Annotated in this window: 15 protein-coding genes; 6 read left to right on the top strand and 9 right to left on the bottom strand. The window is 72.7% G+C overall.

From position 1 onward, the window contains the following. Positions 1-10 precede the first annotated feature (10 nt). Positions 11-1,921 (bottom strand): serine/threonine-protein kinase, encoded by a 1,911-nt coding sequence (locus tag WMF26_RS02445; RefSeq protein WP_437999003.1) that lies wholly within the window; start codon positions 1,919-1,921, stop codon positions 11-13. Positions 1,922-2,292: 371 nt separating this feature from the next. Here WMF26_RS02445 and WMF26_RS02450 point away from each other — a divergent pair, with 371 nt between their 5' ends. After that, entirely contained in the window at positions 2,293-5,718 is a 3,426-nt protein-coding gene (locus WMF26_RS02450; RefSeq protein ID WP_437999004.1) for a DUF2126 domain-containing protein, read from the top strand. Positions 5,719-6,096: 378 nt separating this feature from the next. Continuing rightward, positions 6,097-6,303, top strand: a complete 207-nt coding sequence (locus WMF26_RS02455) for a hypothetical protein (protein WP_437999005.1) — start codon at positions 6,097-6,099, stop codon at positions 6,301-6,303. Between the two features lie 216 nt (positions 6,304-6,519). On the opposite strand, the gene WMF26_RS02460 is transcribed toward WMF26_RS02455, so the two are convergent. Both WMF26_RS02460 and WMF26_RS02465 read right to left on the bottom strand, forming a co-directional pair. After that, the gene (locus WMF26_RS02460) at positions 6,520-7,875 is read right to left on the bottom strand and encodes a hypothetical protein (RefSeq protein WP_437999006.1); all 1,356 of its coding nucleotides are present in this window, start codon (positions 7,873-7,875) and stop codon (positions 6,520-6,522) included. A 282-nt stretch (positions 7,876-8,157) separates the two neighbouring features. Further along, complete coding sequence (locus WMF26_RS02465) at positions 8,158-8,736, bottom strand: protoglobin family protein (protein ID WP_437999007.1); 579 nt, start codon at positions 8,734-8,736, stop codon at positions 8,158-8,160. A gap of 367 nt (positions 8,737-9,103) precedes the next feature. On the opposite strand from WMF26_RS02465, the gene WMF26_RS02470 reads away from it, so the two are divergent. Then, positions 9,104-9,994: an SDR family oxidoreductase gene (locus tag WMF26_RS02470; protein ID WP_437999008.1), complete on the top strand. Its 891-nt coding sequence runs from the start codon at positions 9,104-9,106 to the stop codon at positions 9,992-9,994. Between the two features lie 314 nt (positions 9,995-10,308). Continuing rightward, positions 10,309-11,091 carry an alpha/beta fold hydrolase gene (locus WMF26_RS02475; protein ID WP_437999009.1) on the top strand — a complete coding sequence of 261 codons (783 nt, stop codon included), beginning with the start codon at positions 10,309-10,311 and terminating at the stop codon, positions 11,089-11,091. Positions 11,092-11,161: 70 nt separating this feature from the next. On the opposite strand, the gene WMF26_RS02480 is transcribed toward WMF26_RS02475, so the two are convergent. From WMF26_RS02480 to WMF26_RS02495, 4 genes are all read right to left on the bottom strand, one after another. Continuing rightward, positions 11,162-11,518, bottom strand: coding sequence for a hypothetical protein (locus tag WMF26_RS02480; RefSeq protein WP_061622189.1), 357 nt, complete (start codon positions 11,516-11,518; stop codon positions 11,162-11,164). 41 nt (positions 11,519-11,559) lie between these two features. Next, entirely contained in the window at positions 11,560-14,457 is a 2,898-nt protein-coding gene (locus WMF26_RS02485; protein WP_437999010.1) for a kelch repeat-containing protein, read from the bottom strand. Between the two features lie 187 nt (positions 14,458-14,644). Further along, positions 14,645-15,634, bottom strand: coding sequence for a hypothetical protein (locus tag WMF26_RS02490; protein ID WP_437999011.1), 990 nt, complete (start codon positions 15,632-15,634; stop codon positions 14,645-14,647). A gap of 40 nt (positions 15,635-15,674) precedes the next feature. Next, positions 15,675-15,881, bottom strand: coding sequence for a hypothetical protein (locus WMF26_RS02495; RefSeq protein ID WP_437999012.1), 207 nt, complete (start codon positions 15,879-15,881; stop codon positions 15,675-15,677). Between the two features lie 85 nt (positions 15,882-15,966). Here WMF26_RS02495 and WMF26_RS02500 point away from each other — a divergent pair, with 85 nt between their 5' ends. Further along, positions 15,967-16,371 carry a GFA family protein gene (locus tag WMF26_RS02500; protein ID WP_437999013.1) on the top strand — a complete coding sequence of 135 codons (405 nt, stop codon included), beginning with the start codon at positions 15,967-15,969 and terminating at the stop codon, positions 16,369-16,371. 188 nt (positions 16,372-16,559) lie between these two features. On the opposite strand, the gene WMF26_RS02505 is transcribed toward WMF26_RS02500, so the two are convergent. After that, positions 16,560-16,994 (bottom strand): hypothetical protein, encoded by a 435-nt coding sequence (locus tag WMF26_RS02505; RefSeq protein ID WP_437999014.1) that lies wholly within the window; start codon positions 16,992-16,994, stop codon positions 16,560-16,562. Between the two features lie 56 nt (positions 16,995-17,050). Next, positions 17,051-17,746 carry a hypothetical protein gene (locus WMF26_RS02510; RefSeq protein WP_437999015.1) on the bottom strand — a complete coding sequence of 232 codons (696 nt, stop codon included), beginning with the start codon at positions 17,744-17,746 and terminating at the stop codon, positions 17,051-17,053. 86 nt (positions 17,747-17,832) lie between these two features. Here WMF26_RS02510 and WMF26_RS02515 point away from each other — a divergent pair, with 86 nt between their 5' ends. Beyond that, the gene (locus WMF26_RS02515; protein ID WP_437953791.1) at positions 17,833-18,474 is read left to right on the top strand and encodes an O-methyltransferase; all 642 of its coding nucleotides are present in this window, start codon (positions 17,833-17,835) and stop codon (positions 18,472-18,474) included. Positions 18,475-18,554 lie beyond the last annotated feature (80 nt).

An 18,554-nucleotide genomic window follows, 5' to 3' on the forward strand; every position in this document is an offset into this window, starting at 1 on the left:
GGTGGTGGGCTCAGTGCGGGTCGTTGAGGTCGATGCCTCGGGGAGGACGCTGGGTCGATGGCGCTGGCGAGGTGCGGGCGGCCGACCCGCCGCGCCCCGCAGGCGCCCGCGGGGGCGCAGCCCTCGTCGGCGCCGATGCAGGCGCCGACGCGGAAGCGCTCGCCGACGCCGAGGCGCTCGCCGCGGCGGCGGCGGTCGCCGCTCCGGTCGGCAGGATCGTCGGCTCCTCCGGCGTCGCCGCCCCGGCGCCGGGCACAGGCGGCTCCGGGGCCGGCGCCGGCGCGGCCGTCGCGCTCGCGGCCTCGGTCGCGCTCGCGGCCTCGGTCGCGCTCGCCGCCGCGCCGCCCGCGTCGTCCGCGTCGCGCCCGCGGAGCATGAACACGCCGACGGCGAGCGCTCCGAGCACGAGCGTCGCCGAGAGCAGCGCGATCGCGATGACCACGGCAGGGGACGCGGGCAAGCCGGGGAGCCGGCGCCCGTCCGAGGAGATCCCCAGGTGGGTCGACGAGGCGAAGGTCGCCGCGGCGCGCGAGCTCATCGGCGCGCTGTACGGGCCGGGGACGATCTGCTGATGCGGCGAGAAGCCGTCCGGCGGCACCGGGCTCGGCCTGCCGCCGTCGCCGGGGGGCGCCGGGCTCGGCCCACCGTCGCCCGGCGGCGCGCCCGGCGACGGCGGCCGGGAGAACGGCGACGGCGGGTGCGGGAAGGGCGTCGTCGCCGAAGCGACCGGCGACGGCGGCCGGGAGAACGGCGACGGCGGGTGCGGGAAGGGCGTCGTCGCCTGGGCGACCGGCGGCGGCCGGGAGAGCGGCGACCCCGCGCCGGGCAGCGTGCCGTTCCGCGGCGACGGCGCGGCGTCGGCGTGACCGGCGACCCCGGGCGAGGGGAGCCCCGGCCACGACGGCTCGCGCAGCGCCGGCGCCGAGGCCCGCGGGTCCACGGAGGAGAACGAGGGCTGCGACGCCCGGTGCCCGCCGGCGGCCGCGGCGTGCAGCGACAGGCCGCCCATGCGCGCGACGCGGACGAGCGTCGGGTACGTGCGCGCGGGCGCGAACGGGGCGAGCGCCACGACGAGCTCGGCGACCGACGCGTACCGCTGCTCGCGATCGCGGGCGTAGGCCTTCTCGAGCACGGTCGCGAGCGGGGCGGGCACGTCGGGGCGCAGGTCCCGGAGCGGCGTCGGGGTGCCCGTCAGCACCTCCGAGCAGAGCTGCGGCAGCGTCTCCGCGTAGTACGGCTGCCGGCCGGCGAGCAGCTCGTAGAGCGAGATGCCGAGCGCGTAGATGTCGGTGCGGTGGTCCACCGAGCGCGTCTGCCGCATCTGCTCAGGGGACATGTACAGCGCCGAGCCCAGCGCCGCGTCCGTGCCCGTCAGGACGTCGACGGCGGTCGTCATCTTCGAGATGCCGAAGTCGAGCACCTTGACGAGCGGCGAGCCGTCGGCGCGCGCCGTCAGGAACAAGTTCGCCGGCTTGAGATCGCGGTGCACGATGCCGAGCCCGTGGGCCTCGGCGATCGCCTCGCTGCCCTGGACGATGTAGTCGACCGCGTCCTCCAGGCCGAGCACGCCCTGGTCCCGGAGCAGGCGCGCGAGATCGCTCCCGGTCAGGAGCTCCATGACCATGTACGGGGCGCCGTTCTCGAGCGTGCCGACGTCCGAAACCCGGGCGACGTGCTCGCTCTTGATCCTCATGCCCGCCTTCGCCTCGCGCAGGAAGCGGGCCGACCCCTCCGGGTGTTCGGTGAACGCGGGCAGCAGGAACTTCAGCGCGACGTGCTCGTCGAGCACGATGTGCCGCGCCTCGACGACCACCCCCATGCCGCCCTGGCCGATGATCCGCTCCACGCGGTACTTGCCGGCGAGCACGGTGCCCAGCTCGACAGGGGCCAGCGAGGGCTGTTTCGTCTCGGAACCCGACACAGCGCGCGATGATCACCGCTTCGCCCTCGGACGGCAAGCGCGCGGCGCCCGCGCGGGGCGCCGCGCCGCACGGCAGGCAGAACAACGCGAAAGATGCAGCAACGCGGGCCGCCGCGCGCCCGCGCCGCAGCACGAATGCGCCGTTGCTCGCTCGCCGTCGCTCGTCGCGCCGCGCTCGTCGCGCGCGCGGCACCGCCGCGCGGAGGCACCGCCGCGCCCGCCACACCGCAGCGCCTCGCGCCGCTACACCGCCGTCTTCGGGCCGAATCCTCCTGGAAACGAAGGCGTCGTACGTCCGGAGCGCGTCGCGGAGGGCGAGACGGAACGGGGGCACTTCTGGTTGGATAGGACCACCCCCGGAGACAAACACCGTGCGCCTGCTCATCCAGCACCGGACCCGTTACACGTACCCCCGCCCCGCCTCGCTCGGCCCGCACCTCATCCGGCTGCGGCCCGCGACGCACGCGAAGGCGAAGATCGAGTCGTACAGCCTCAAGATCGACCCGCCGATCGCGGCCCACTGGCAGCAGGACCCGTACGGCAACCACGTCGCCCGGGTGCTCCTGCCCGCGGGCGAGCGCGTCCCGCACCTCGACATCCTCGTCGAGCTCGCTGTCGACGTCCGCCCCGTCAACCCGTTCGACTTCTACCTCGACGAGCGCGTCAAGCAGGTCCCGTTCGCGTACCCGGACGAGCTCAAGCAGGACCTCGCCCCCTTCCTCGACAGCGCCGATCCGTCGATCGCCCGCGGGCCGCTGCTCGACGCGTTCCTCGCCGGGCTGCCCTCGAAGGGCGACACCGTGTCGCTCATCGTCGCGCTGAACACCGCCGTGAACCAGCGCGTCAAGTACGTCATCCGCGAGGAGCCCGGCATCTGGACGCCGGAGGAGACGCTCGCGCACGGCCGCGGCAGCTGCCGCGACTCGGCCGTGCTGCTCATCGCCGCCCTGAGGTCGCGCGGCCTCGCCGCGCGCTTCGTGAGCGGCTACCTCGTGCAGCTGACCGACGAGGGGATGATCCCCGACCAGCCGCGCGGCGTCAGCCGCGACGTCGTCGACCTGCACGCGTGGGCCGAGGTCTTCCTGCACGGCGCCGGCTGGATCGGCCTCGACGCGACGAGCGGCCTGCTCTGCGGCGAAGGCCACATCCCGCTCGCCTGCACGGCCTCGCCCGCGCTCGCGGCGCCGGTCGAGGGCACGAGCGACACGCGCGCGACCGACGTGCACTTCGAGATGAAGGTCGGCCGGCTCGGCCACGAGCCGCGGCCGACGACGCCCTACGAGGAGCCCGTGTGGCAGGAGCTCCTGGCCGTGGCCGACCGCGCGGACGAGCGGCTCGCCGCCGCGGGCCTCACCCTGACCATGGGCGGCGAGCCGACGTTCAACTCGCGCGAGTACCCGGACGCGCCGGAGTGGCGCGAGGGCGCGCTCGGGCCGACCAAGTGGTCGCAAGGGCTCCGGCTCGCGCACGAGCTCCGCCGCCGGATGGCGCCGGGCGGCGTCGTGCTGCTCCGCGCCGGCAAGCACTACCCCGGCGAGAGCCTGCCGCGCTGGGCCCTCGAGATCATCGGCCGGCGCGACGGCGTCCGCCTCTGGACCGAGATGTCCGGGGCGCGCCACGCGGACCCCGCGACCTCGACGGGCCGCTCGCCGCGCGCGAAGAACGCCGCGCTCTCGCGGAGGTTCGCCGAGGCGCTCGCGGCGCGGCTCGGCCTCTCCGAGTTCCTGCTGCCGGCCCACGAGGACCCCTGGCGCCACCTCCAGGACGAGGCGAGCCTGCCCGTCGACGTCGACCCGCTCCAGGCGAACCTCGACGACCCGGAGGAGCGGCGGCGCCTCGCGCGCGTGCTCGACCGGGGGCTCGGCAGCGAGGCCGGCTTCGTCCTGCCCCTCGCGCGCCAGTCGGGCGCGTGGATCAGCGAGCGCTGGAGCTTCCGGCGCGGGCACCTCTTCCTCCTCCAGGGCGACAGCGCCATCGGCCTGCGCCTGCCGCTCCGCTCGCTCGTCGCGGTGGCCCCGCCGCCGCCGCTCGAGGAGCTCGTGTCGCCGCCCGACCCGCGGCGCGGCGATCCCGAGGCCGACGAGGCGGCGGAGCAGCAGCGCCGCGTCGAGCTCGTGGAGGGCGACGGCGGCCCGGAGCACGCCGAGACGGCGCGCGCGCGCGCGGCGCAGCGCCACGCCCACGACGGCGAGCGCGCCGCGCACGCCCAGCGCGCCGCGCCGGCCGCCGGGCGATCGGGCTACGGGGTGCGCACGGCGCTCTGCGTCGAGACGCGCGACGGCGCCGTCCACGTCTTCTTGCCGCCGCTCCTCTCGCCGGCCGACTTCTTCGAGCTCATCGCCGCGATCGACGCGACCCGGCAGGAGACGGGCGTCGACGTGCTGCTCGAGGGCTACCCGCCGCCGCCCGGCGCCGACGTGCTCCGCTTCTCGGTGACGCCGGACCCGGGCGTGCTCGAGGTGAACCTCCCGCCGACCGACGGGGTGCGCAAGTACGCCTCGCTCCTGGAGACGGTGTTCGACGCGTCGCTGCACAGCGGGCTGCACTGCGAGAAGTACCTGATCGACGGGCGCATGGCGGGGAGCGGGGGCGGCCACCACCTCACGTTCGGCGGCCCGACCCCGCTCTCGAGCCCCTTCCTGCGCCGGCCGGATCTCCTGGCCAGCCTGCTCACCTTCAACCAGCACCACCCGTCGCTCTCGTACATGTTCGCGGGCCTGTTCGTCGGCCCGACGTCGCAGGCGCCGCGCGTGGACGAGGCGCGCCACGAGAACCTCTACGAGCTGGAGATCGCGCTCGCGCGCGCGTTCGAGCGCCGCGAGGACGAGCCGCCGTGGCTCTCGGATCTCCTGTTCCGCCACCTGCTCGTGGACGTGACGGGCAACACGCACCGCGCCGAGGTGAGCATCGACAAGCTGTTCGATCCGCAGACGGCGCACGGCCGGCAGGGGCTCATCGAGCTGCGCGCCTTCGAGATGCCGCCGCACTTCCGGATGGCGGTCGCGCAGACGCTGCTCGTCCGGACGCTCCTCGCCTCGTTCGCCGAGGAGCCGTACACCGGCCAGCTCGTGCGCTGGGGCCAGGCCCTGCACGACCGCTTCCTCCTGCCGTACTACCTGTGGCGCGACTTCGAGGACGTGCTCGATCACCTGAAGCAGCGCGGGCTCGCCCTGCCCGCGGACGCGTACCGCCCGTTCATCGAGCTGCGCTGCCCGGTCGTGGGCACGCTGCACGCCGGCGACGTGATGCTGGAGGTGCGCAACGCGATCGAGCCGTGGCACGTGCTCGGCGAGGAGCTGACCACGTCGGGCACGTCGCGCTACGTGGACTCGTCGATGGAGCGCATCGAGGTGCGGGTGAAGGGGCTCACGCCGGAGCGCCACAGGGTGCTCGTGAACGGCCACGTGCTGCCGCTCCGGCCGACGGGGACGGCGGCGGAGTACGTGGGCGGCGTGCGGTTCCGCGCCTGGGCGCCGCCGCACAGCCTGCACGCGCACCTCGGCATCCACCACCCGATCCACCTCGACATCGTGGACACGTGGGGCAAGCGCTCGATCGGCGCGTGCGCCTATCACGTGTGGCACCCGGAGGGCCGCGCCTTCCACGCGCCGCCGCTCACGCGGTTCGAGGCGGCGGCGCGGCGGGCGCAGCGGTTCACGATCGAGGGACAGACGCCCTGGCCGGTGACGGGGAAGCCGGCGGCCCCCCACGGCGACGCGCCGTACACGCTGGATCTGCGGCGCTACCCGATGGACCGGCCGCCGCCGAAGCCGCCGAAGCCGGAGGACGAGGGGTGATCGGACCACGTGGGAGACGAGGTGAGCGCCTGGACGGATGTCGGGCGCTCACGGTCGAGGCGGGTGTGACATTCGATCTCACCGCGCCCGAGCCGCGCTGAAGCCGGGGAAATCCCGGACATCGGGGGGCCGAGCCCAGCCTTGGCCCGCGCCCCTGTGGCGATTTGCCTTGGAGCGACGTGCTGCGTCTACCGGCCGCGGCGGCTCGATGTCCGCCGCCGGGCCCGCCGCGCGCGGCGCCGCGCGTCTCCGGGGCTCGCGAGAGCGCGTGAGTCGCGCCGGAAGGGCGGTTGGTACGTCCCCTGCTTGGTGAGTCGATGTCCCCTGCATCGCATGCGGACAGTACACCACGAAGGAGGACAACCCATGATTCGCAAGATGTTGGCTATGCTTCTGGTCTCCACGGTTCCCCTGGCGGCGGGCTGCTTCGTCGACGCGGACGACGACACGCCGGGCGACGGCGACGACAGCTGTATCACCGCGTGCTCGACCGAGCGCGACGACTGCATCTCGGCGTGCGACGACGACGGCGATTGCGTCTCGGCGTGCGAAGAGGATCACGACTGCGATTCTCTGTGCGTCTGAGCGACGAGCGCGCGTCGAGGGCGCGGAGCGCGCCTTGATGGCCCGGAGCGCGCCGTGCTGACGCGCGGCGCGCTCCGCTGGAGTTCTGTCGGCGCGCGGCGCCGTGCGTACATGGCTGATGGCTCCCGCTTCCAGGCCGGATGGCCCGGAGGCGGGAGCGCTCCATTTCGGGGCCCGCGGGCCGGGGCTCGCGGTCGGCCGGGCGGCGTGCGCGGCTCAGCGCGGCCCGGGCAGGCGCCGCGAGAGCCACGCCGAGAGCGAGGGGCGCTTCCGGAGCGTGAGGCGCATCGGCTTGATCCCGGAGGCGAAGGCCGCCTCGGCGAGCGCGGGCAGGAGCGCCTCGTCGATGTTCTTGAGGGCGACCACGCGCTCCTCCCGCCGCTCGATCCAGACGAGCTCGCCGTCCTCGGCCTGCCCGAGGCGCGGCTCGCCCTCGTCGAGCGCCGCGCCGCCGTAGAGCTGCCACATCGCGGCCTCGACGCCCGCCGCGGCGCCCTCGTCGTCCCACTCGGAGGCCCACGCGGTGCCGGTCGCGCCCGTCTTCCGGTCGCGCACGAACAGGGCGCGATCGCCGTCCCAGGTCGCGGCGAGCGCGCGCATGTCCGCGAGCAGTGGCGCGCCGTCGAGCGGGCGCAGGAGCAGGTAGGAGAGCCACTCGCCGAGCGAGTCCCAGTCGAGCGCCTCCAGCCGATCGGCGAGCTCGGGCGGCACCTCCTCCAGCCCGACCCGCACCACGGGATCCTGGCCGTCGAGGGTGAGGATCTGCTGGGTGGTCGCGGGGATGCGGTCGGAGAAGAGCGCGTCTTGCCGTGACCAGTCGAACGGGAAGGCCCGGTCGGGCGTGGGCGACGCCGCGCTCGCGCCGGTCAGGTTGTGGGCGCAATACTCGAACCCGAACCCGTAGGCGAACGACGGATAGTCGACGAACAGGGCAGGCAGCTCGTTCTCCTCGAGGATCTGCTCTCCGGCGGCCTGGGCGGCGTCGATGATGACGGCCCAGTTGAGCCGGTCCAGATCGGCGTCGTTGGTCTCCTGCATGAGGAAGCGCACCTCGCCGAGCATCGCGTCGCCCTCGATGGCCGCCCTCAGCGCGAGGTGCGCGTCGCTCGTCAGCGAGGCGCTGAGGAGCGCTCCGACGTCGAAGTGCTGGTCCTGGAGCCCGTGGACGTACTCGTGGACGAGCACGTTGTCCTCCACGTCGCCGATGAGCGAGATCGCCTTGCTCTCGGTCGAGTACCAGGCGGCGAACACGTCCATCGACTGGCCGAAGGCGGCCTGAAGGTCGGTGTCCGGCGGGAAGAAGCCGAGTCGGCCGTAGGTGGCGGCGAGCGCGGCGAGCGCCTCGTCGTCGATCGCGTCCGCGGCCTGCTCCGCCTCGGCGTCGACCTCGGCCCGCGAGATGGTGCGGACCGGCACCTCGCGCTCGAACGACAGCTCGCGCACCTCTTCGGCGCGCGTGGCGAGCCAGGCGAAGCGGCTGGGCTCGGGGTCGTCCTCGTCGCCGCAGCCGGCGGCCGCGGGGAGGGACGACATCAAGAGGACGAGCGCTGGTTGTCTGAAGAATCGACGCATGGCCTTTCACCTCGCAGTCTCGCGTGGAGCCGGGTCCGTGGAGGCCACCGCTTTCGGCCTCCACGCTCTTGGCAAGCGGCGATCATCGCCCGAGCCGACGGCGCGTTCCAGCGCCGCGCCCGCGTCGCACGATTCTCACGGGGGGCGCTCGCGCGCACGTCCGGGGTGCCGTGGCCGGGCGCGACCCGGGCCGCGCTGCGCCCCGGGCCGCCGCGTGGTCGCCGGCGGGCGCGCCGCGATCGCGGCCAGAGGCGGCAGCCTCGTTCAGGGGGCCAGCGCGGCTCAGGCCGTCTGGACGTAGTGGCGCGAGAGGAGATCGTTCTGGATCCAGAGCAGCTTGTTGAAGGCGCGCAGCGTGCGCACCTCGGTCTCCCGGTCCAGGCCGAGGGACAGGATCGTCTGGAGCAGGGCGTCGGAGACGAAGCCCATGAGCGCGTTGATCTGCACGAGCGGGACGACGATCTCTGGATTGCCGGCCTTGGCCGTGTGGATCCGCCCCACCATGTCGAGGTAGGCGACCATCTTCGGGTCGTACGGGTGGGTCACGAGCCGGACGAGGTAGTCGGCGAGGTGCTTCTTGCGGAACTGGATCTGCTCGTGGCTCAGGGTGAGCGACAGGAGGTCCGCCGGCCCTTGCCCCTCGTAGCCGTGCTGCTTCGGCACGAAGTGGCGCTTCGTGGCGTCGTAGAGGAACAGCTTCTCGTACACCGCGTCGACGAGCGCCTGGACCTTCGGGGCGAGGTGCAGCGCGGCGCCGTGGATCGCGGCGATGTCCGCCTCTCCAAAGCCGACGAACTCGATGAGATACCCGAAGCGATACTCGAGATCCGACTCTAGCAGCTTCTCGTCGATGTGTTTCATGGCAACGGTGCTCCTCTCCGCCTTGCCGCGCGCGGCGTGCTGCGGGACAACGCTGGGCGACGACACCGGAGCAGCTGTCCGCTGTCAAGCCTTGACTGGCGGGCCGCCGCGGGCTCATCAGGACGTCGCGTCGCGCGCTGCGCGCGCTGGATGCCGTCGCGTCGCGCGATCGAGCGCGGAGAGACGCCTGCGCCGCCGGACGCGCGGCGACGGCGGCGGAGATCACGAAGCGCGCAGCCGGGTAGGGGGAGCTCCGATCCGGAGTGCAGGCTGCGACCGATGGTCCGGCTGGCCTGGCGTCCTTATGGCCAGGTACCGCTGGGAGCGTGATCGGCTTCCCACCACAGGACAGCGGGAAGGAGGAGGCATGCAGAACACTGGACCGAGCGAGGATCCGAAGGGCGCGGGCCCGAAGCCGCCTTTCGAGGGCAAGAGCCAGGACCGGCCGGGCATCGAGGCCAAGATGGATCCGAGGCCCGATTACGGCAAATCGTCGTACAAGGGCCTCGGCCGGCTGAAGGACCGCGTCGCGCTGATCACCGGCGGGGACAGCGGCATTGGCCGCGCCGTCGCGCTCGCGTTCGCCCGGGAGGGCGCCCACGTGGCGATCGCGTACCTGAGCGAGCACGAGGACGCGAAGGAGACCGTGCGGGTCGTCAAGGAGGCGGGGCGCGAGGCGATCACGATCCCCGGCGATCTGGCCGACGAGGCGCATTGCCGGAAGGTGATCGAGGAGACGGCGCGCAAGTTCGGGCGGATCGACATCCTGGTGAACAACGCGGCGGAGCAGGGCAAGTCCGCCGAGCGGTTCGAGGAGATCGACGCCGCGCGCGTCGAGCGCACCTTCCGCGTCAACATCATGGCGATGTTCCACCTCGTCCGGCACGCGCTGCCGCACATGAAGGAAGGGAGCGCGATCATCAACGTGGCCTCGATCCAGGCCTACCAGCCGAGCCCGAACATCCTCGACTATGCGTCGACGAAGGGGGCGATCGTCACCTTCAGCAAGGGTCTGGCGCAGGACCTCATCAAGCGCGGCATCCGGGTGAACACCGTCGCGCCCGGCCCGGTGTGGACGCCGCTCATCCAGCAGTCGTTCCCGGAGGAGAAGGTGGCCAGCTTCGGGAAAGACTCGCCGATGCAGCGGCCCGCGCAGCCGGCCGAGCTCGCTCCGGCGTTCGTGTTCCTGGCCTCGAACGAGGCCACCTACATCAACGGCGAGGTGCTCGGGGTCACGGGCGGCAAGCCGCTCGCCTAGCGCTGGCTCGGCCGATCAAGCTCGTCCTCGACCCGCAGGTGGGCTCGCCGAGCCGCCCGGCCCCGGCGAGGGTGTTCCTCGCCGGGGGCCTCCTGTGGACCCGCGACCAGGGGCGCCGGCGCTGCGCCGCGTCCGGCGCTGGGCCGCCGTGACGGCGCGCCGGGGTGATCCGCACGCGCGCGGCATGCCTCGCGGAAGGCCGCGGCCAGCGGGACGACCCGCGGGAGCGCGGTCCTCGTCCGGGAGGACGACGAGAGCCTCGTCGCCAGGCTCGACCCATGCCAATAGACGCCAGCCACCCGAAGAGAACGAGCATGAAGATCGCCACATCGAAAGACGGCACGGGGCTAGCGTACGATGTCTATGGCAGCGGGCCCGCGCTCATTTACATCACTGGAGCCAGCTGCTTCCGCTCCTTCAAGCCCATCCTGCAAGATGCCAAGGAATTTGCCAAGGAGTTCACCGTCTACAACTACGACCGCCGAGGGCGCGGCGACAGCGGCGACACGCCGCAGTACTCGATAGAGCGCGAGGTCGAGGACATCGAGGCCATGATCGACGCAGCCGGCGGCAAGGCCAACCTGTATGGCCACTCCTCCGGTGCCGTGCTGGCCCTCGAGGCTGCCCTGCGCCTGGGCGACAAGGTCGACAAAGTGGCGATGTACGACCCTTCCTATGTGCACGACGAGGCAGAGAAGGTCACGTACGGTCGGCTGAGCCAAGAGGTGCAAAGGCTGCTCGATAACGGCAAGAACAAGGAGGCGATGCGCGCCTTCTTGAAGGGCATCGGCATGCCTGGCGTCTTCGTCTGGCTGCTGCCCCTGTTCCCTGGTTGGAAAACGATGGTCGCGCTCGCGCCGACCCTCGCGTACGACATCGCCTTGACCAAGGACCTCCCGCCGGTCGAGCGGGCCGCCCAGGTCGCCGTGCCGACGCAGATCATCGTCGGCGAAAAGAGCCCGGCCGGTATCCACGACGTCGCGCGCCAGCTGACGAAAGCGATCCCGAACGCGAGGTTCGAACGGCTCGCAGGCCAAGACCACATGGTCAGCGCGAAGGCTTTGCTGCCCATGCTCTCGCGTTTTCTCAAGCAGTAATCCGGGGAGGGGTCCCCATCGGCTCGCCGGCGGCGAGAGGGGGCCGGCCCGAGCTCGGAAGCGGGGCGGCTCAGCCCCTGACCCAGGCGTTGATTCGCTCTGCCCAGCCAGGGGGGCCGTCGGGGGTGAGGACGAGCCGTCGATACGGCTCGCCCTCCAGCTCGATGGTCAGCGGATTGTCCTTGCGGCTCTGCAGCGTGTACCAGAACTCCTTGCCGCGATCGGTATAATACGTCCCCGCCTTGATCACCCCGGGCAGCGACGTCCCCGGCGCGCGGATCTGCCGCCACGTGGCGGGCGGAAGCGCCGCTTCCGCCCGCACCACGTGCGCGCGGGGCACCACGATGGGAGCGAGCTTCACGGCCCAGAGCCGCTCGGCACCCTCAAGGGTGAGGGTCAGTCGATCCTCTTCGATCCGTAGCTGCATCCCGGGAGTCTAGTTCAGCGGGAGCAGCCGGCGATCGGAATTCACCGCGGGATTGCCGCCCTGGAGCGGCGGAGCCTCCGCCGGAGAGCGACCCCGACCACAGCGAGGTAGATGGCGCTGGCCTGGCCGCCGGGCGCCGTTGGCCCCATGGCGCAGCCAGCGCCCACCGGCTCGCCCGCTCCGGGGCCGCTCGATGTGCTCGTCGGACCCGGGCCTCCGTCGCCGCCCGCGCCCGCGGCGCCGCTGGATGCGGTCGCCGTCCCCGGGCCGCCAGCGCCGCTGGATGCGGTCGCCGTCCCCGATCCGCCATCGCCGCCAGCGCCGGCGGTGGTGCTCGTCGAGCTGCCGCTCGCCGAGCCGCCGCCATCGCCTCCGGCGCCGGCGGCTCCGCCGCCATCGCCGCCGCTGCCGCCTGCACCAGCGTCTTCGCCGCCAGCGCCGCCCATGCCGCCAGCGCCGGACTCACCGCCACCGGCGCTGCCGACGCTGCCAGTCCCCGATCCGCCACTGCCAGCGCCGCCCATGCCGCCAGCGCCGGACTCACCGCCACCGGCGCTGCCGACGCTGCCAGTCCCCGATCCGCCACTGCCAGCGCCGCCGGTCACGGGCTCCCCGCCACCAACACCGCCAGTCCCGGGCTCAGCCCCGCCAGCGCCGGGCTCAGCCCCGCCAGCCCCGCCAGCGCCGCCAGCTCCGGGCTCAGCCCCGCCAGCTCCGGGCTCAGCCCCGCCAGCTCCGGGCTCAGCCCCGCCGGCGCCGCCCTCTCCGCCGGCGCCCGTGCTGCAGCCGTTGTCGCCGGGGCCGTGCCATCGAGGATCATACAGCTCCGCGTCCTTGTTGGGGCCGACGATGATGACATGGCCGCTCGGCAGGAGCACGGACGCGGAAGCGAAGTGAGAGAGCAAGGTCGACGGGGCAGGTGTCCAGGAGTTCGTCGCGGGGCTATACTCCTGCGCTGTCGTGCCTTCGATGACGAGCACCTCGCCCGTCGGCAGCAGCATGGCAACATGACCGAAGCTCGACACCGGGCTCATGGGTCCGGTGGGCGTCCAGGCGTTCGTCACCGGGTCGTAGACCTCTGCGGCTCCACCGACGACGAGCACGCGACCGTCCAGGAGCCGCGTCGCCGTAGGCTTGCCCCGAGGCTCGCTCATGGGCGCCACCAGAGACCAGCTCTGGGTCGCGGGATCGTAGATCTCGGCGCTGGCGAGCGGCTCCGCGGTCGAGATCTCGTAGTCGTCGTATCCCTGCATCCCGCCGACGACCAGCACCCTGCCGTCGTTCAGCAACGTCGCCGCGTGCTCCGCCCGGCCTGCGTTCATCGGCGCGACGGTGAGCCAGGTGTCGTCGGCTGGACGATACAGCGCAGCCGATCCGGTCCTGCGGACGAGGTACGGCTCCATCGGGTAGTCCATCACCGCGCCTCCCGCGATGAGCACCTCGCCGCTCCCGAGCAAGGTCGCCGTGTGATTGGTCCGACGCTCGTCGTCGGGGGCGGCCAGCGTCCAGGCGTCCGCCGCCGGATCGTAGATCTCGTTGTAGAGATCCGTCTCGAAACCATCGAGGGGGCCCCCGCTGAGCAGCACCCTGCCGTCGGCGAGGCGTGTCAGGTCGGGAAAATACCGCGCGAAGCTCAAGGGCGCCGCCAGGGAAAACGCCATGCTCGATGGATCGTAGAGCTCGGTTGTCTTCGTGATGGCGGTGCCGCCCGCGATAAGGATCTTCCCGTCCTCCAGCGCCACGGCCTTCGCGAAATTCCGGTTGACGTTCAGGGGGCCGAGCTGCGTCCCCGAGGGCGGCACCGACGGGTCATAGATCGCGGCGCCCGGCGCGCTCGAATTGCCGCCGACGAAGAGGACCCGTCCATCCGAGAGCAGCGTCGCCGTGGCGTCGCTGTGGCCCACCTCGGTCCTGGGCGCCGTCGAGAACGTCCGCGTGCTCGGATCGTAGAGCTCGGGCGGCTGGGCCCCAGAGATGAAGACGCGCCCATCGCACAGCCGCGTCGCCGTGTGCGAGCCGCGCCGCACGCTCATCGTGCCCGCGACCGACCATGCGTTGGCCTCGGGATCGTAGATCTCGGCCTCGGCCTCCCAGCCGGTCACCAGGACGTCGCCGTCCCCCAGCAAGGTCGCCGTGGGCAGGTGCCTGGCGCGGAGCATGGCCGGCCCCGCGGTCCACGCGCCCGTCGCGGGGTCGTAGAACTCGACGCTGGACAGGGTGTCGCCCCCGATGACCCTGCCTCCCGCGAGCAGCACGCGGCCGTCCTGCAAGCGCGTTGCCGCGTGATCCCTGCGCACGCTCGACGCCGCAGGCGTCGGCGACCAGGTGTCCGACAGGGGGTCGTAGAGCTCGGCGGCGGCAGACGGAGCGGCGCCAGCCGGAGCGCCCCCGGCGGCGAGCACCCGCCCGTCGGCGAGCAAGGTCGCGGTGTGCGACGAGCGCTCCGAGGTCATCGTCGCGGCGGGGGTCCACGCGTCGGTCGTCGGATCGTAGAGCTCCGCCGTGGCGACCCACGCGGCGCTGTCGGTGGCGCCGCCCGTGACCAGCACCCTGCCGTCGGCGAGCAAGGTCGCCGTGTGGCCCGACCGCGGCCCGCTCATCGGAGCAGCGGTCAGCCAGGCACCGAGCGCGGGATCATAGATGGCCGCGCTGGCGAGGTGGACCTGCGTCGACGAGCCCTGCCTTCGCCACCCGCCCGCGACGAGCACCCTGCCGTCGGGCAGCAAGGTCGCGGTGTGCTGCGCGCGGATCGTCGCCTCAGAGGCCGCCATGACGGTCCATGACGGGTCCACGAGGAGCGGCGAGCCCGTCGCCTCGACGTCGAGCGCCTCGCCCGAGGGCGCCGCGCAGCCGAGCCCGCATGTCAGTTGGATTGTCCAGAGCAGCGCCACCCATCGCGCGAAGCGCCACCCTGCCCAGGAAACCACGCGTGAGCCCATACCCTCCTCGATCCTCGAGAACGCGTCTTCCGCGAACGCATCGGCCGGGCCGCCCCGCGCGGCCGGCACTCGTGGGGTGCAGCGCGCGTCGCGGGGATTCAGGAGATCGCGGCGGAATCGTGCCCGTCGGCTCGATCCGCCGCGCGGGCGGGCCGAAGGTGCTCTCGCCGCAGGCGCGTCCGGATCGTCATGGGCGCGACGGCCCGCGCGGCGCCGGCCGCTCGGGGGCCGCCTCGCGGGCGAGCGCCGCCTGGAAGCGCTCGGGATCGTCGTCGATCTGGATCATGTCGCCGGTCCGCGAAGCCTCCTTGCTCAGGGCGACGACGAGCTGCAGGAGCTTCGAGCCCACGAGGATCCGGACGCGGGAGATCGTCGCGCGGTTCGCGGCGAAGAACGCGGTCCACGCGTCGCTGACGCTCGGCGCCGCCACGGTCACCGCGCGGACGTCCACGAAGAGCGCGGCCGGTCCGAAGCGCGCGATCTCCTTGCGGATCTCGTCGAGCGGGAGCTCGCCGAATTCACCGCCGTCGTGCCCCGCGATCGCGATCAGCATCACGCCCGGACGGAGCCGCCGGAACGTGTACGAGCAGCGGTCGTTCGCGAGCTGCACCGCGCCGTCCGCCAGCACCTCGCGCCGGATCGCCGTGCTCGCGGTCGCGCCGGCGATGCCCGCTGGCGCCGCCCCGGGGGCGACCGCGGGCTCGGCGATGCGCGCGGGCTCGGCGGCGTGCGGAAGCCCCGGCTGCGACGGCGCCCGTGCCGGCGCGGCGCTCGCGACCGCCTCGTCGAACCGCCGCGCGTCGGACTCGATCTGGATCAGCTCGCCCGTGCGCGAGAAGAGCTTGGCGACGTCCACCACGAGCTGGACGAACGGCGTGCCGACGAGGATCCGGACGCGCCGGAGCCGATCCCGGTTGGCGCTGAAGAAGCGCGTCCACGCGTCGCTCACGCTCTCCGCGGCGAAGGTGGCGTCGCGCGCGTCGACGTAGAGCTCGACCGGAGGATAGCGCGCGATCTCCGCCTGGAGCTCGTCGAGCGGCGCGTCCCCGAGGCCGCCCGTGTCGCGCCCGGCGATGGTCACGAGCACCGCGCCGGGGCGGAGCCGGCGGAAGACGAAGGAGCAGCCGTCCTTCGCGAGGCGGATCGAGCCGTCGCCCAGGATCTCACGGTGAATCATCGCTGTCCCGGTCCTCTCCGCCGGCGCGCCGCGCCGACGCTCACGGATCGTTGTCGCACGGCGCGCGCGCAGGTTCAACGAGGAGCGCCGGCGCTGGCTCCTCGGCCGCCGCCATCGCGCCGAAGGTCGTTGGAGAGCGGAAGTCGCCGCGGCTCGGCACCTTCAGGGGCGCATGGCTGAACACACCTCCGAAGGACAGGAACGACCGCTCGCCGCCGCGCGGGATCTCCGGGTAGAACGGCTGCACGAGGAGCCCCGAGATGGAGTACAGTCAGGCCTCCAGTCCGTCGAGCGTTCCAACGTGAGCGCCCATCCTGCCGGGAGGTCTATCGATGAAGAAAACGTACGCAGGGAGCTGCCACTGTGGCGCGGTCCGCTTCGAGGCCGATATCGACCTGAGCGCCGGGACCAACAAGTGCAACTGCTCTATCTGCACCAAGACGAGGAACTGGAACGCGATCATCAAGCCGGACGCGTTCCGGTTGCTCGCGGGAGAGGACGCGCTGAGCGACTACCAGTTCGGCATGAAGGCCGGGCACCACCTGTTCTGCCGGCACTGCGGCGTGCGCTCGTTCGGGCGCGGGCACGTGAAGGAGATCGGCGGCGACTACGTGGCGGTCCAGCTCGCCTCGCTCGACGACGTCGATCCCGGCGAGCTCCTCGCCGCTTCGATCCGGTACGCCGACGGGCGCAACAACAACTGGCAAGCTCCACCGGAAGAGACCCGGCACCTGTGAGCGTCGCCGCCGCTCCCCGCGGTGGATGAGGTGGGCAGCCCGGCGAGGGGTGGTGCTCAAATTTGCCCGGAGAGAGCTCACATGAAGGCGGGAAGGCAGGAAGATCGTCGATCTTTTCTTCCCGCCATCCCGCCTTCATGTTCAATTTTGAGCACTGCTCGGCGAGGCGTCCCGCGCCGCCAGCACCCTTAAGGGCTCTTGAGCTGCGTCAGGTCGACGCGGACGCCCAGGTGAAGGAGCGCGTCCTCGGGGCGGGTGAAGGTGCTCACGGGCGTGACATACCCCCTCGAGAGCCGCCCCACCTGGAGCACCCCGATCGCGCTCCTCAGGATGACCGCCGCCCTCTTGAACCCCTGCAACAACCGCGCGTGCGCCTGCCCGAACGTCACCTCGAACCCGTCGTCGTTGCGCATCGGCGCGTCCCGGGCGTCCACGAGCAGGAGAGAGCGCGGTCGGGAGATGATCCGGATCGCCTGCTCGATGCGCCGGAAGCTCTGCTCGAGCTCCTCGATGCTCGGATAGGGCAGCGAAGACCGCCGGATGAACACGAGCTGCTGGGTCGGATCGTGATGGACCGCCGTGTACGGGTCCCGCTCGATCTCGCGCAATCCGTGGAGAGGCACGCGCAGATGTTAGGCGGATCGCCGCCCCACGTCGACCCCCGCGGCGCCGCGGCGGCTCACCCACCCTCGCAATCGGCGCCGCACTGCGCCCCTCCGCACGCCAACACCTCCGCTGCCGCCGGCGCGCCGCTCTCGTACAGCATCGCGCACAGCTCCCGGCACGCGGCGTCGCCCGCGGCGCACGTGTCGGTGCACGCGACGAGCGCTCGACACGACGGGTCGGCGGCGCACGCGTTCATCTCGGCGGCGCACCGCGCGTACCGGCAGGAATCGCACCGGGACAGCGCGGCGCGCGACGGGCACTGCACGGCGCACCGCTCCGCCGCACAGCCGCCTTCGAGCGAGACGCCGGAGATGCCCTCCCGGTGCGCGGTCATGCACGTCTGCCGACAGGGCTCCTCTCCCGGAGCGCACCCGAGGAGGCAGTTGGCCAGGGCGGCGCACTCCGCGCTCCGCTGGCACGCGCAATAGCGCTCCTGGCAGCGGAGCGCGAGGCACGTCGTGCAGGGATCGCCGAGCGAAGCGCACGCGTACTCCGCCTCTCCGCCCGCCCCGCCGCCGGTCGCCGCGGAGCTCGCCCCGCCGGTTCCCCCGGCGCCGCCCGCTCCCCCCGCGCCGGCGCCGCCCGACCCGCTCGCTCCGGCGCCGCCCGCGCCGCCGGATCCGCCCGTCCGGGGGCTGTCCGGCGCCGAGCTGCAGGCCGCTGCGAGGAGCGCCACAACAGCACACGTCTTCCAGGAAGAACAGGTCATGGTCGACGCTACCCCGAAGATCGCCGGCAGCTCAAGGTGGGGTGACGGGCCCGCGTGCTACCGTGGCCCCACAAGGAACCTCCACGATGGCCCCCCTCCTCGATCGAGACCTGGAGCGCTACGTCCACGACCACACCGAGCCGCCTCCCGCGCTCCTCGACGAGCTGCGCGAGCACACCCTCGCCAGCGAGCCGCGCGCAGGCATGCAGGTCGGGCGGGTCGAGGGCGCCCTGCTCAAGCTGCTCTGCGCCCTCATGCAGGCGCGCCGCGTCCTCGAGATCGGCACCTTCACCGGCTACTCGGCCCTCAGCATGGCCGAGGCGCTCCCGCCCGACGGTGAGCTCATCACCTGCGACCGCGACCCCGACGTGACCCGCGTCGCCAGGTCGTTCTTCGACCGCAGCGAGCACGGCAAGAAGATCCGGATCGCGCTCGGCGACGCGCTCGAGACGATCCGCGCCCTGCCGGCGAGCCCGGCGTTCGATCTCGTGTTCATCGACGCCGACAAGGAGCGGTATTCGGCCTACTTCGAGGAGGCCCTCCCGCGCGTCCGCCGCGGCGGGCTGATCGTCGCCGACAACACCCTCTGGGGCGGCGAGGTCGTCGCCCCGGTGACCGCGGACGGCCGCGCCATCGCCGCCTTCAACGACCTCGTGGCCCGCGATCCCCGGGTCGAGAAGGTCATGCTCTCGGTGCGCGACGGGGTGACGCTCGCGCGCAAGCGCTGAGGAGAACCGAGGGGACCGCCCCGCCCGCAGGCCGCCGCGCGCTTCCGAAATCCCTCCGTGATTTCCAGCGCGCGGCGCTA

This window comes from Sorangium sp. So ce185 (genome assembly GCF_051526825.1).
In the GTDB taxonomy this organism is placed as follows: domain Bacteria; phylum Myxococcota_A; class Polyangia; order Polyangiales; family Polyangiaceae; genus Sorangium; species Sorangium cellulosum_D.